The following is a 13,047-nucleotide window of genomic DNA, read 5'->3' on the forward strand; positions in this document are numbered from 1 at the left end:
TCAGTTTTTGAAGGAGTTGTAAAATGCGTTTCGTGCCTTTTCGTAGGAGCAGCAGAAAGTCTCGGCTGCGACTTCGAGCGCTTCGCAGCGGGGCACGCCCGACCGCTGCAAACGTTCCACCTCGTCGCGGATGGCCCGGCGTTCGCAGGCCCGGCGGCTGATGAGCCCCGCTTCGAGGAGTTTGAGTACGGCCTGACGTCCGGTCAGACCCTTCACTTCGCGGAAGAGCGTCTCCGCGAGCCGTTCGTCGAGCCGAGTCATGCTTCTGCGATTCGTTCGAACGTACACCGTGCTGCGCCCTTTTGCGGATCGTACTCTCCGATGCTGCGGAGTGCGGCGCGGACGACTCCGGTCCCGGTGTCGATCCGGAACGCGGAGCGGATGTCGGGGGCTCCGGTTCCGGGCGAGAAGAGAGCTTCGAACTCGTGGGGAGCGATGCGCAGGGAGACCGAGATCCGCTCTCCGGACTCTTCGCGCCGCACCTGCCGGTCGTAGAAGCGATGGAGGCCCCGGGCGCCGTCTCGGTCCTCGAATCCCAGCGTGAAGGGCTCCGTCTCATCGTCCCCGGCGAAGAGGAACGCCGCCAGCGGGTATTCGTTCCGTCCCGAGGGATATCCCCACCGCTCCCCTTCGGGCAGGGCCTTGATGCCGAAGTAGCGGACGATGCGGGGCGTGAAGTTGGCGCCGTCGTCTTCCGCGTCGTCGCGGTCGCCGACTTGCAGGAGCAGTGCCGAGGGTGCGTTCAGGTAGTGGCCCAGGGAGTTGAGCGTCGGTGCGAACAGCAGATTCCGGAGCTCCTTTTCACCCCGCAGTGCGGCATAGGAGGGGGTGTCGTGGCTCCATGCTCCGAGGGTGGTCTCCTCTTCGGTGTCGAAGCGGGTCACGGCGCCGTCTCCGTCCTGAAACCGCCATGTACGGATTTCGTGGATCTCCGGGGCGATCTGCTTCCGGACGATCGGTTGCGAGCGGTCCGTGCGCCGGCTCCAATCGACCGTCGGGCCGACGCCGAAGAACTCCTCTTCGGGTTCGATCCGTACCGTGCGGGTCTCCTCTTCGGTGTGGAAGCGGAGGTTGAAGAGATGGGCGACGGCTTCGAGGAGCTCCGACTGGCGGATGTCGTAGCGGACGACGTCCGGGAATTTGACGATTGATCCGAAGGCGGGTCCCGGGAGGAAGATCGGGCGGAGCGAGCACTCCTTGTGCAGCGTGATCTCCATGCCCTGCTGTGCGCCGGCGAAATAGATCTGATTGAAGTATTTGGGCGATGTGGGGGAGATGGTCTCCGAGGGGGTCCGGAGCCGCACCTCGACGGTTGTTTTGCCCGTTTCTCCGATGTATCCGTTGTAGAGGGCCCAGTCGCCCGTGTAGTCGACCCATTGGGATCCCTGGAGGATCTGCAAGCTGGGATCGGCGACCGTTCCGTCCGAGGGGGTGGTCACCAGGGCCGAGCGGGCGGCAAAGGAGGTCCAGATGATGTCGGTCAGACTGTTGCGGGTATAGAGGAGGCGGTACTGGGCCCCGTCCACGTGGTCGAAGACGATCACGCGGTAGGAGAATCCGAGTGTGATTTCGTTGCGGAGATCCTGGTAGCGGTTGGCCAGCTGGAAGACGAATTCGGCTCCGGGTCCGAGGTAGAGGGTGTCGAATCCGGTGAGGCGGGTCCGCGAGCGGATGCGGTGGTCGGTGGTGTATTTCAGGTAGAATTCGAATCCGGCCTTGATCTCCGAGGGGGGCGTGAATACGATCTTTCCGTTGTCGGTGGCGAAGCAGTTGCCGTTGTTGTAGAGTCCGCTGATGGCTTCGCCGTCGACGTCGATGCTTTGGGGCGTGGCCGTGTCGACGATGTTCCCCACGGTGTTGGCCAGCGCCTTGGGGTTTGCGGAGACGCGTCCCAAGCTGCTTGCGGCGGCGGTTGCGGGACCGAGCCGGCGGGCCGAGAATCCCATCCGGTTGACGGCTGCGGCGGTGTCTCGCGAGGCGTAGGCGCCGCTGATGTAGAGCGATCGGAAGAATTCCGAGTCGAGGAACCGGCTCTCGATGCGGTATCCGGCGTCCGAGAATATCTTTTCGACGAGTGTGGCCAGGTGCAGGAAGGGGTGGTAATCCTCCACGGCGAGGAACCGTTCGGCGGGGAGCAGGTCCGTGGAGCTGTTCTGCTGTTCGTATTCGTCGCGGTGGACGGGGAAGAAGCGGACGGGCGTGTCGTTCGACCAACTCTGCCAGATGTCCGTCGGTGTCAGCCGGATGTTCCAGTCGATGCCCAGGTCTTCGAGTTTGCGGCGTACGGCCTGTTCGGCCCAGTCGGCACCGCCGTTGCGGATTTCGAGTTCGAACCCGTTGTCCGTCACGGCCAGCAGGCGGACGCTGCCTCCGATCAACCGGGCCCCCTCTGCCGCGAGCTCGGCCCGATGCAGCGAGTCGTTGAATCGTTCGGCCGTATCGGGATCCTCGGCGAATCGGAGGATCGATCGGTTGCGCTTCGTGATCGGGATTTCGATTTTCAACGACCGTCCTTCGCGTGCGCCGTCGACCGATTCGGTGCTGGCGGCATCGTATCCGGGTATGGCGATCGGACTCTCGCCGAGGTCGCAGTTCTGTCCGTCGATTTTCAGTTCCATGAGGGGTTGTTTTTGGGTCGTACGACAATTTCCAGCGAGCAGAGCATGCCGTGGCGCTGGATCACGGCCTCTTCGGAGCGGACGTCTACCGGGACGTACTCCCCGTTGCGGAGGATCCACACTTCGGGCGAGAGGAGCAGTCCGGCCAGTGCCTCCAACGTCTCCGGAGTTTCGTAGGCGGATTCGAGCACCGTTTCGCGGAGGGACTCCGCAGCCGTTACGAGAAGGCCATCAATTCCTTCGGCGCGCTGCTTGGAGACACGGAGCGTGGTGGAGCGGATCACCGGGAAGGAGTAGTGCTCGATGGATCCGGCGCAGCTTCTCCACGCGATGCGGAGGGCCTCCTGCGCGGCGGGGATGAGCGTGTATGTGACCGTTCCGCAGGCTCCGGCGTCGACCGTCAGGGTTTCGCAGCCGGGGAAATCGCCGGTGTCGAGGCGGAAAACATGGAGTCCGGCCCCGGCTTCGCGGAAACTCTCGGCCGTGGCGCTTCCTGCGGCCCATCCGGAGACCGTCACGGCGCAGTCGCCGTCGGTCAGCAGGGTCAGTTCGTCGCAGGCGCCTTCGGGGATGAGCCGTTCGAGGGGCATGGAGGTGCGGATGGCGGGCGCCGTGGCGGGGCCTTCTCCGGGGATGAACGTGCGGGCGGGGGCCGTTGCTTCGGCGGATCCGCTGCCAGCGGGTCCGGCCTCGACGCGGACGGCCGCCGTGCGGTCCGGGGCGGCGTGAAAACCGGACGCACCGGTCGTCGGGGAGAATTGCAGATTCCGGCGCACCACGGGGGCGATGTCGACGTCGGCCGAGACTGTTGCCGTCAGCCGTTTGGCACCGTACAGTGCACCGGAGTTCTCGTCGTAAATGCGGATGTCGATGTCGGCGGCAGTCTCCTGTTCGACGACATAGCGGACCTCGGAACCGAGGGGCGCATACTGGGGCGGGATTTGGGTGAATTGCATGGCGGAAGATTTTTTGGAAGAGAGATGAAAGAGGGGGATGAATGGTTCCGGGAGATGGGAGAGGGGCGGAACGAGGGACGGAAAAGGGCGGAGAGAGCCTGCGTCGGAGAGGGGTGAGGGAGGGGTCGACCGTGTGTGGATAACGTGTCGAAAAAGTGTTGATAATTGGTAATAATATGCGGCAAGCAGCTTGAAGACAGTAAATTCCCGATGTCGATAACTTGCCGGAAACCCCGACCGGGGTGTGGATTGCAGGACAAATATACGACGCCGCCTACCCCCTTGTCAAGAGGGCGGCGCACTTTTTCCAAAAATTATGGAAAAATTTTCGCAAAAAAGTCTTACCTTTGTTTCGCGAACCAACATTTACAATCGTATGGATGATGGTCACAGTTCCCCGTATAGCCGTTGTGTCGTGTTTGAGCACGACGCCATTCATCTATGGTATCCAGCACGAGGGTAATCTCCGTGCCGAACTGCTGTTGTCCGATCCATCCGAAATCCTCCGCCTCTTTTCCGACCGTCGGGCCGATCTGGCCCTGATCCCGGCCTCCGCCTACCCGACGCTGAACGGCGCCCGTATCGTCACGGAATACTGCGTCGGCGGCGTTCCCGGGTCGCTCCCGGAGCTGCTGGCGAGCGACGATCCGCTGGTCGCGGGGTGGAAGCCCTACGGGAAGCTCCCCTGCGCCTTCGCGCTGTGGGTTGCCGCTCCGGAGGTGGATCCCGAGACCGTCGAAGCGCTGCAACATGCCCTGACCTACGGTCTGGAACACGGTTACGAGGCGATTCTGGAATCTCCCTACGGAGACGATCCGGGTCGTGCCTACGAAGGACTCTCCCGTTTCGACTACATTTTCGACAATCAGAAGGACAAGGCCCTCAAAAAGTTCTGGGATTCGGGGCAGAAGGTGGCTCCGAGGAGCAATCCCGGGTGAAGAGCGTAGCGGACCCGGGTGTCCGCCTCTCTTTCCGCACGGATTCACGAACTTCCTAACAGAGAGCCTTTCATGATTACCATCTACCTCAAACAATACAACAAGATCATCCGGAATGCGGACACGAAGCTCTTTGACGAGCTGGGTTACGACGACATTCTGTGGATCGACATGCTGACGCCCACGATCAAGGAGCAGAAGGCCGTGGAGAACTTCATGGAGATCAGCTTGCAGACGAAGCAGCAGGTCGAGGAGATCGAGTCGACGTCGAAGTACTCGGAGAACGAGAATTCGATCGTCTCGAACGCGAACTTCTTCATACCGACGGGGGATTCGTTCATCGTGGAGCCGGTTTCGTTCATCATTTCGAACGAGGGCGTGCTGGTTTCGGTGCGGAATGCCGAGTTCCGGACCTTCCGCGAGACGGAGAAGCGCCTGCAAATGAACTACCGGAGCTACTCGACGGGCTACCACCTGTTCATTTCGCTGCTGGAAGTGCGCATCGACTTCGATGCGGACCTCGTGGAGCTGATCGCCAAGCAGGTCGCCGCGCTGTCGAAGGACATCAACTCGGAGGATTCGATCGACAAGGAGGTTCTGCACCGCATCAGCGCCTTGCAGGAGAGCACGATGTCGTTGCGCGAGAACATCTTCGACCGGCAGCGGGTGCTGTCGGGCATTCTGCGTTCGGAGCGATTCCCGAACGATATCTACCCGCGGCTGCAACTGATGATCAAGGACGTGAATTCGCTGATCAACCATGCGGATTTCAGTTTCCAGCGTTTGGACTACATCCAGGACGCGGCGCTGGGTCTGATCAACATCGAGCAGAACGGCATCGTGAAGATCTTCTCGGTGGCGGCGGTGATCTTCATGCCGGCGACGCTCATTGCGTCGATCTACGGCATGAACTTCAAGACGATGCCCGAGTTGGAGTGGACGTGGCATCTCTCCAACGGGTGGGTCATTCCGGTGGGTTATCTGTTTGCCATTGGTCTGATGATTGTCTGTTCGATTCTGACGATCTGGTTTTTCCGTTACAAGAAGTGGCTTTGAACTGGGCGGCGGCGCTCCGGCCGTCGCGGTTTTCCATACGTCCCGAAACTGCGGGACGTTTTTTTGTGTTCTTCTTTCTTTGAAAGAAGGCGTAAGATGCGGGCAATCCGGTTAAAATTTGTATCTTTGCTGCCTATATAGGCTTATCATGCTCGAAAAACTGGCCAAACAGACTGCCGTCTACGGTATCAGCACCATCGTGGTGCGGTTCCTGAGCTACCTGCTCACGCCCTACTATACGCGGGTGTTCGGGCAGGAGACCTATGGCATCGTTACGGATGTCTATGCCCTGATTCCGCTGGCGCTGACGCTGCTGACGATGGGCATGGAGTCGAGCTATTTCCGCTTTTCGGCCAAGGCCGAGGAGGCGGGCGGAGACGTGGCGGGGGCCAAGCGCCGCCTTTTCGCCACGACGTGGGGGATCACGTCGCTGGCCGCGACGGTTTTTTTTGCCGGGATGGCGCTTTTCCGCAACGGCGTGGCCTCGCTCATGGGCGAGGCTTATGTTGCCCATCCGGAGTATGTGGTGTGGGTGGCGCTGATCATCCTTTTCGACGTCTGGGCATGCATTCCCTTCTCGCGGCTGCGCGAGCAGGGTCGTGCGATGACCTTCGTGGGGCTGAAAGCGATGAACGTGGTGCTGAACGTGGCGCTGGCCTTTGCATTCGGGGCGGCGGGTCTCTTCGCGACGGAGTTCGGCGTGGGATGGGTCTTCGTGGCGAACCTCGTGTCCAGCGTGGTGACCTGGCTGGTGATCCTGACGACGACGGACCGCACGGTCCCGCGGATCAACTGGCCGCTGCTGGCGGCGGTCTTCGCCTATTCGCTGCCGCTGCTGGTGGGGGGTCTGGCCGGCACGGCCAACGAGTTCATCGACCGGCAGCTGATCAAGTACCTCGTCCCGGCGGGCTCGATGGCGCAGCTGGGCGTCTACGGGGCCATTACGAAGATCGCCGTGGTGATGATGCTCTTCTACCAGATGTACCGGCTGGCCGCGGAGCCGTTCTTCCTGTCGAACTTCAAGAAGTCGGACTTCGTGGCGATGAACGCCGCGGCGCTGAAATACTACATGATGGCCTCGATGCTGATCTTCCTGGGCATTGCGCTGTTCCGGGACGTTTTCGCGCTGATCGTGGGCCGGGACTTCCGCGAGGGGATCTTCATCCTGCCGGTGGTGCTGGGGGCGAACGTCCTGACGGGCGTGTGGCTGAACCTTTCGTTCTGGTACAAGCGCGAGGAGCGGACGTCGCTGGCGATCGTGGTTACGGGGGCGGGACTGGTTGCGATGACCGCCTTCGGGTTCTGCCTGATTCCCCGCTGGGGCTACTACGGAGCCGCGTGGGCGCGTCTGGCGAGCGAGTCGGTGATGGTCGCCGTGAGTTGGTGGCTCAACCGGCGCTGCTACCCTACGCCCTACCCGTGGGCCCGGATCTGGGAGTATGTGATCGTGGCGCTGGGCGTCTTTGCGCTCTGCGAGGCGGTGACGCGCCTCGTGGACAATATGTTTGTCAGCTATGCGTTTAATATAGTGCTGTTTGGGGCATACGCGCTCTACCTGGTCCGCCGCGAACGGATCGATGTGGCTGCGATGCTCCGTTCGGCGTTGAAACGGAATTGAGCGGGATGCGATTTGCGGATATCATCGGACAGGAGGATCTGAAACGGCATCTGGCCCGGTCGGTGGATGCGGGGCGGGTGAGCCATGCGCAGCTGTTCACGGGCGCCTCGGGCTACGGGTCGCTGGCTTTGGCCGTCGCCTATGTGCAGTACCTCTGCTGCCGGCACCGCCGGGAGGGGGATTCGTGCGGCGAATGCCCGGACTGCAAACAGATCGAGGCATTGGCGCATCCGGACCTGCATCTGGTCTTTCCGGTGAACAAACAGGGCAAGAAGTCGGGCGAAGCGATGTTGAGCGACGAGTTCCTGCCGCAGTTCCGGACGCTGTTCGCCGAGCGTCGGGGATACTTTTCGTCGCAGGAGTGGTACGACCGGCTGGATCTGGGGAAGACGCTCAAAGGGATGATCTCGGCGCGTGAGGCCGACGAGATCATCCGCAAGCTGTCGTTCAAGAGCTACGAGGCGGATTACAAGGCGATGCTGATATGGCTTCCGGAGACGATGAACGAGGAGGCGTCGAACAAGATTCTGAAAATCCTCGAGGAGCCGTGGGAACGGACGGTTTTCATTCTGGTAAGCGAACAGCCGGACCGGCTGCTCCCGACGATCCTCTCGCGGACGCAGGAGGTCTCGGTTCCGCGCATCGCCCCGGAGATCCTGGAACGGGAGGCGGCCTCGCGCGGGATTACGGATCCGACACAGGCGCGGAACATGGCGCGGCTGTCGGGCGGGGACCTGCTGGAGCTCGAACATCTCGCGGCGGGAGAGAACGAAGGCTTGCGGAAGGAGTATTTCGATCTGTTCTGCGGGCTGATGCGGTTGAGCTACAACGACAAGCACCTCGAACTGATCGGCTGGGCCGAGGAGGTGGCGCAGTTGTCGCGCGAACAGCAGCGGGGCTTTCTGCGCAATGCGACGCGTCTGCTTCGCGAGAGTTTCATGCTCCATGCGGGTCTCGGAGAGATCGGCTACCTGTGGGGCGAGGAGCTGTCGTTCTGTTCGAAGTTTGCGCCGTTCGTCGGGACGCAGAACATCGAACCCTTGATTGCGGAGATCGAGCGGGCAGGGGCCCAGATCGCGCAGAACGGGAATCCGACGATTGTCTTCACGCATTTTGCGCTCACGGTGAGCAAGATGATAAAACATTTGTAGCAAGATAACGGTATGGCACGAGTGGCATTGTTATTGGGTGGAAATCAAGGGGATGTGAAACGGACGTTCCAGACGGCACAACAGTTGATCAACTCGCGTGTGGGGGCGGTCCTGCGGTGTTCGCACCGATACGAGAGCGAGGCGTGGGGTTTCCGGAGCGCGGATCGTTTCTCGAACCAGGCGTTGGAGGTCTCGACGGACCTGACGCCCCACGAGGTGCTGGACGCCTGCCAGGCGATCGAGCGGGAACTGGGGCGCAACCGGGCGGCCGAGGCGATCGAGAAGGCGTCGTCGGGCGCTCCCTACTGCTCGCGGCCGATCGACATCGACGTGATCTTCTACGACGACGCGGTGCTTTCGGACGAACGCCTGACGCTGCCGCACCCGCATCTTGCGGAACGGGAGTTTGCGCTGGTTCCGCTGAACGAGATCATGCGGCGGCACCGGCATCCGGTGACGGGTCTCACGGTGGGCGAGATGCTGGAAGCGCTGCGCAAGGAATAGGAAAAAAACGATGAAAGGGATACAAACGATATGGGCGGCGGTTTTGCTGCTTCTGGCGTGGGGATGCTTCAAGGACGGCTCCTTGAAGACGAACTACGTGCTGAAACCGCTGTCGCAGACCTTGTCGACGGACTCCTACGAGCCGTTGGACGGGGTGCAGGCGTACGCCTTTGCGGCGGATACGAACCTCTATACGGTGGCGAGCTACGAGGATGCGCTGAACGGGGTGATCAGCCTGAAAGGCGACCTTTCGTCGAAGATTTCGGCTCCGACGGCTGTTTCGGAGCCTTACGGGCAGGAGGGCGCAACGGGCTGGATCCGGATGACGCTGACGCAGCCGATGCAGATGGTCGTGGCGGTGGATACGGAGCACCGTCTTTACGCCTACACGCAGCAGGAGCTTGAAGTGAACCTTCCGAACCTGTACGTCAGTCTTCCGTTCCGGGTCTGGAAGGAGGGTAATTCGTATAAGGACGGCAATTGGAGCTATTACAACGAGTTCTACACGCCGCCGGTCTACGTGGACTGCTACGTGGATCCGTACGTGCAGGCGGCCGAAGGGGGTGAACAGACGCGGATCTCGAAACTGGAAGTCTACGCCTATGCGGCGGACACGACGGCGTGGTACATCGCCACCTACGACGATGCGGTGAACGGGAAGATCACCTCGAAGACGGATCCGGAGGATACGCGGACGATTCCGAGTTTCCAGGGCTATGCCGACGGGGATACGGGACGCTACAAGATGTCGGTGAGCTCCGAGCAGCTGATGGTCGTGGTCGCGGACCGCAGCGATCAGATGTATGCCTATACGCAGCAGCGTGTGGATCTCGTGACGGCGGACCCAGTGACCTTCCCGGCGCTGGTTTTCCGGCCGTGGCAGACGCTCTGGATCGACAAGACGGATACGGGGGGCTGGACGATCGTGAATCCGGCCCATGCGCCGGAAGAGGGCGTCACACAAAATGGGAAACAATGAAAAGGACGGATTTTCGACATAAGATGAACACGCTTCGGCTGGCGGTTGCGGTATTGTTCCTGTCGGCCTTCGGGAGCCGTTGCGCGAGCACGATGACCCCCACGGGAGGTCCTCGGGACTCGCTGCCTCCGGTGATCGTGACGATGGTCCCGGACAACTTCACGACCAACCGTCCGACGACGAACCACGGGAAGATCTACATCGAGTTCGACGAGTTCGTGCAGATCAAGGACCAGCAGAAGGAGTTCTTCACCTCGCCGCAGATGAAGAAGAAACCGACGATCACGATGCGCGGGCGCGGGATCGTGATCCAGCTTCGGGACACGCTGCTTCCGAACACGACGTATGCGTTGAATTTCGGGAGCTCGATCCAGGACAACAACGAGGGGAATCCGCTCTATTCGATGCGCTACGTCTTCTCGACGGGTCCGGAGATCGACTCGATGGTGATGTCGGGCTACACGGCGGACGGCTACAAGGCGGATTCGGTGTCGAAGTCGTTCATCTGGTTCTATCCGGCGGACTCGGTGGAACAGGTTGCGGAGTACGACTCGACGGTCTTCAAGTACAAGCCGGCGGTGATCGCGCGTGCGGAGAACAACGGGATTTTCATTGCGCAGAACCTCAAACCGATCCCCTACCGGGTCTATGCCGTGGAGGACAAGAACGACAACCAGATGTACGATCCGGGGAACGACCAGGTGGGCTTCATCGAGGGGACGTGGAATCCCGCGGAGATGCCGGATTTCGCGATGTGGTACGATTCGGTGCGGCGTTACGTCTCTGCGGAGCCGCAGCTCTACTTCCGGATGTTCCTGGACAAGGCCTTCAAGCGGCAGGTTCTTTCGGAGAGCCAGCGTCCGAAGCAGCACCAGGCGATGCTCTACTTTGCGGCGCCGCATCCGGAGATCCGGTCGCTTCGGTTCGACAGCATTCCGTCGGAGCGGGTGATCGTGGATCCGCAGACGGTGGGAAAGGATACGATCGCCCTGTGGTTCAACGTTCCGTCGGCGATGCTTCCGGATACGATCAAGGGGGAGCTGGTCTACCTGAAACACGACACGCTGAACCGTCTGCAACCGGATACGGCGAAGCTGAAACTGTCGTGGCGTCTGATCGAGACGAAGGAGCAGGAGCGAGCCCGGGAGAAGATCGAACGGGACCGGAAGAAGGCGGAGGCTGCGGGCGAGGAGTTCAAGGAGCCGAAACCGGAGAATCCGTTTGTGTTCAACATGCCGACGTCGGGGGATCTGAACCCGGAGAACCACCTGACGATCGACTTCGACTACCCGCTGGTTTCGATCGACTCGTCGCGTCTGCTGCTGACGCGGCAGTTGGAGAACAACACGGTCGAGGATGTCCCGGTGCACATGGTGCGCGATACGGGGATGCTCCGGCGTTGGCACATCCGGGCCCCGTGGGTCACGGGCGGGCAGTACACGCTGACGATTCCGGACAGCGTGTTCCGCGACGTGGCGGGTTATGCGAACGACTCGATCGTGGGGAAATATACGGTTTACGACCCGGAGAAGTTCGCGACGGTGAAGGTGCACGTGTCGAGCCGGAATCCGGAGATGAAGTATATCGTCCAGCTGCTGGACGGGAGCGGGACGTTGAAACAGGAGCGTCGGGACGTCACGGCGGGCGACATCCAGTTCAACTACGTTCCGGCCGGAGAGATCAAGTTCCGGGTGATCGAGGACCGGAACGGGAACGGGAAGTGGGATTCGGGCGATCTGGTAGCGCGGATGCAGCCGGAGCGTGCGGAGATGTATTCGAATTCGAACGGGGAGGACACCTTTGCGACGAAGACGAACTGGGAGATCGAGTTCACGATGGACATGGACCGGATTTTCGCGCCGGTGACGATGCAGTCGCTGTCGCGGATGCTCGACGAGCGGGAGATGCAGCGTCTGCGCCGGGAGGCGGAGAAGCGGGCGAAGGAGGGGCCGAAGCAGAATCAGAACCGGAATCAGAACCAGAACCAGAACATGAACAGCAGTTTCGGATCGGCGGGAAGCATGTTCAACAGCATCAGATAGCATGAGGATCATCAGACATATCCGGATATTGATACTCTCGGCGGTGTCCGTCATCGCGGTTCAGGGGGTCGTGGCACAACACACGCTGGGGTTCATCGCGGGTTACGGGATGGGTTCGGGGCGTTTCGACCCGAAGCAGGAGACGCGAGCGATCTGGGGGCTTTACAGCGGGGGTCTCACGTGGCGGTATTACGGGCAGCAGCGTTATGTGGGGGGCTTCGGCGTGGATCTGGAATTCCAGCAGCAGGCCTTCTCGTTCGCGACGAACTATTCGCAGGTCGACGAGAAGGACCCGGCGAATTATCTGTACTATACGCGGCGGATCAACTCCGTGGTGATGCCGGTCGTCTGGCAGCCGCATTTCTATCTGTTGAAGAACCATGTGCGGGTCTATCTGGAAGCTGCGGCGACGTTCTTCTACAACTTTTCGTCGACGTGGGAACAGGAGTACTTCCTCGATTCGGAGACGAAACAGAAGGGCAGCTACGGCGGGAATTATGCCTTCAAGGTTCCCCGTGACAACCGCTGGGGATACGGGTTGGCCGGCGGCGGGGGTGTTGCGTTTCTGATCCGGCGGTTCGAGGTTAACTTCCGTGTACGCTACTACTTCGGCTATTCGGACATTGTCCGGAACCGGAACCGTTACTACGACAACAGCAGCGACGGCCCGGAAAATCCGTTCTATACGACACCGATGCGGTCCCCGCTGGACAATCTGACGATTTCGGTAGGGCTGAACTACCGCTTCAACAAGGAGGGCTTCGAGACGTGGAAACCGCGTCCGAAGCGGGAGAAGAACCGGGAGGGATTCAAGTTCGGACAGTAAAAGGAGAGAGTTATGGAAACAACGCGACAACAGAAAATCGCCAAGCAGATCCAGAAGGACATGGCGGATATTTTCCAGAAGGAGGGGGCCACGCTGGTCCGCGGGACGCTGGTTACGGTGACGGGGGTTCGTGTCTCACCGGATTTCAGCTATGCGAAGATTTACGTAAGCGTCTTCCCGTTCGAGCAGAGCAAGACGCTCATGGATCGTTTCGCGCATCAGAACTGGTTTCTGCGCCGGGCCCTGGGGCAGCGGATCCGGAACCAGTTGAAGAACGTTCCGGAGATCCAGTTCTTCCTGGACGATTCGCTCGAATACATCGAGCACATCGAGAAAGCCCTGAAAGAGGATTGACGTCG

The 13,047-nt window shown here is 60.9% G+C and carries 12 protein-coding genes; 9 read left to right on the plus strand and 3 right to left on the minus strand.

Annotation, left to right across the window (positions count from 1 at the left end; translation table 11 throughout):
- The 3 genes from B5G16_RS01060 to B5G16_RS01070 are packed head-to-tail and all read right to left on the minus strand — an operon-like array spanning position 1 to position 3,574.
- A complete protein-coding gene (locus tag B5G16_RS01060; RefSeq protein ID WP_087260211.1) occupies positions 1-261 on the minus strand; it encodes a hypothetical protein in 261 nt (86 codons plus the stop codon).
- Complete coding sequence (locus B5G16_RS01065; protein WP_087260213.1) at positions 258-2,618, minus strand: hypothetical protein; 2,361 nt, start codon at positions 2,616-2,618, stop codon at positions 258-260. Before B5G16_RS01065 ends, B5G16_RS01060 begins: the two co-directional genes overlap by 4 nt.
- Positions 2,609-3,574: a hypothetical protein gene (locus B5G16_RS01070; RefSeq protein WP_087260215.1), complete on the minus strand. Its 966-nt coding sequence runs from the start codon at positions 3,572-3,574 to the stop codon at positions 2,609-2,611. Before B5G16_RS01070 ends, B5G16_RS01065 begins: the two co-directional genes overlap by 10 nt.
- Before the next feature lie 410 nt (positions 3,575-3,984).
- On the opposite strand from B5G16_RS01070, the gene B5G16_RS01075 reads away from it, so the two are divergent.
- The 9 genes from B5G16_RS01075 (at position 3,985) to rbfA (ending at position 13,042) form a co-directional block, all read left to right on the plus strand.
- Positions 3,985-4,512 (plus strand): ABC transporter substrate-binding protein, encoded by a 528-nt coding sequence (locus B5G16_RS01075; RefSeq protein WP_335340981.1) that lies wholly within the window; start codon positions 3,985-3,987, stop codon positions 4,510-4,512.
- A 72-nt stretch (positions 4,513-4,584) separates the two neighbouring features.
- Complete coding sequence (locus B5G16_RS01080) at positions 4,585-5,568, plus strand: magnesium transporter CorA family protein (RefSeq protein ID WP_087260217.1); 984 nt, start codon at positions 4,585-4,587, stop codon at positions 5,566-5,568.
- Between the two features lie 148 nt (positions 5,569-5,716).
- Entirely contained in the window at positions 5,717-7,186 is a 1,470-nt protein-coding gene (locus B5G16_RS01085) for an oligosaccharide flippase family protein (RefSeq protein WP_087260218.1), read from the plus strand.
- A gap of 5 nt (positions 7,187-7,191) precedes the next feature.
- Complete coding sequence (locus tag B5G16_RS01090; RefSeq protein WP_087260220.1) at positions 7,192-8,337, plus strand: DNA polymerase III subunit; 1,146 nt, start codon at positions 7,192-7,194, stop codon at positions 8,335-8,337.
- Positions 8,338-8,349: 12 nt separating this feature from the next.
- Positions 8,350-8,841, plus strand: a complete 492-nt coding sequence (folK, locus tag B5G16_RS01095) for a 2-amino-4-hydroxy-6-hydroxymethyldihydropteridine diphosphokinase (protein ID WP_087260222.1) — start codon at positions 8,350-8,352, stop codon at positions 8,839-8,841.
- A gap of 10 nt (positions 8,842-8,851) precedes the next feature.
- On the plus strand, positions 8,852-9,820 hold the full coding sequence (locus B5G16_RS01100) for a hypothetical protein (protein ID WP_087260224.1): 969 nt from the start codon (positions 8,852-8,854) through the stop codon (positions 9,818-9,820).
- Positions 9,817-11,862, plus strand: a complete 2,046-nt coding sequence (locus B5G16_RS01105) for an Ig-like domain-containing protein (protein WP_087260226.1) — start codon at positions 9,817-9,819, stop codon at positions 11,860-11,862. The genes B5G16_RS01100 and B5G16_RS01105 overlap by 4 nt, the downstream gene beginning before the upstream one ends.
- Position 11,863: 1 nt before the next feature.
- The gene (locus B5G16_RS01110; RefSeq protein ID WP_087260228.1) at positions 11,864-12,688 is read left to right on the plus strand and encodes an outer membrane beta-barrel protein; all 825 of its coding nucleotides are present in this window, start codon (positions 11,864-11,866) and stop codon (positions 12,686-12,688) included.
- Between the two features lie 12 nt (positions 12,689-12,700).
- The gene (gene rbfA, locus B5G16_RS01115) at positions 12,701-13,042 is read left to right on the plus strand and encodes a 30S ribosome-binding factor RbfA (protein WP_087260230.1); all 342 of its coding nucleotides are present in this window, start codon (positions 12,701-12,703) and stop codon (positions 13,040-13,042) included.
- Positions 13,043-13,047: the final 5 nt, after the last annotated feature.

Origin of the sequence: Alistipes sp. An66, assembly GCF_002161445.1 — a bacterium.
In the GTDB taxonomy this organism is placed as follows: Bacteria; Bacteroidota; Bacteroidia; order Bacteroidales; family Rikenellaceae; genus Alistipes; species Alistipes cottocaccae.

Bases quoted from the DNA above. Each gene is read 5' to 3' on its own strand.
- B5G16_RS01060 (WP_087260211.1), bottom strand. From the start codon at position 261: ATGACTCGGCTCGACGAACGGCTCGCGGAGACGCTCTTCCGCGAAGTG.
- B5G16_RS01065 (WP_087260213.1), bottom strand. From the start codon at position 2,618: ATGGAACTGAAAATCGACGGACAGAACTGCGACCTCGGCGAGAGTCCG.
- B5G16_RS01070 (WP_087260215.1), bottom strand. From the start codon at position 3,574: ATGCAATTCACCCAAATCCCGCCCCAGTATGCGCCCCTCGGTTCCGAG.
- B5G16_RS01080 (WP_087260217.1), top strand. From the start codon at position 4,585: ATGATTACCATCTACCTCAAACAATACAACAAGATCATCCGGAATGCG.
- B5G16_RS01085 (WP_087260218.1), top strand. From the start codon at position 5,717: ATGCTCGAAAAACTGGCCAAACAGACTGCCGTCTACGGTATCAGCACC.
- B5G16_RS01090 (WP_087260220.1), top strand. From the start codon at position 7,192: ATGCGATTTGCGGATATCATCGGACAGGAGGATCTGAAACGGCATCTG.
- folK (WP_087260222.1), top strand. From the start codon at position 8,350: ATGGCACGAGTGGCATTGTTATTGGGTGGAAATCAAGGGGATGTGAAA.
- B5G16_RS01100 (WP_087260224.1), top strand. From the start codon at position 8,852: ATGAAAGGGATACAAACGATATGGGCGGCGGTTTTGCTGCTTCTGGCG.
- B5G16_RS01105 (WP_087260226.1), top strand. From the start codon at position 9,817: ATGAAAAGGACGGATTTTCGACATAAGATGAACACGCTTCGGCTGGCG.
- B5G16_RS01110 (WP_087260228.1), top strand. From the start codon at position 11,864: ATGAGGATCATCAGACATATCCGGATATTGATACTCTCGGCGGTGTCC.
- rbfA (WP_087260230.1), top strand. From the start codon at position 12,701: ATGGAAACAACGCGACAACAGAAAATCGCCAAGCAGATCCAGAAGGAC.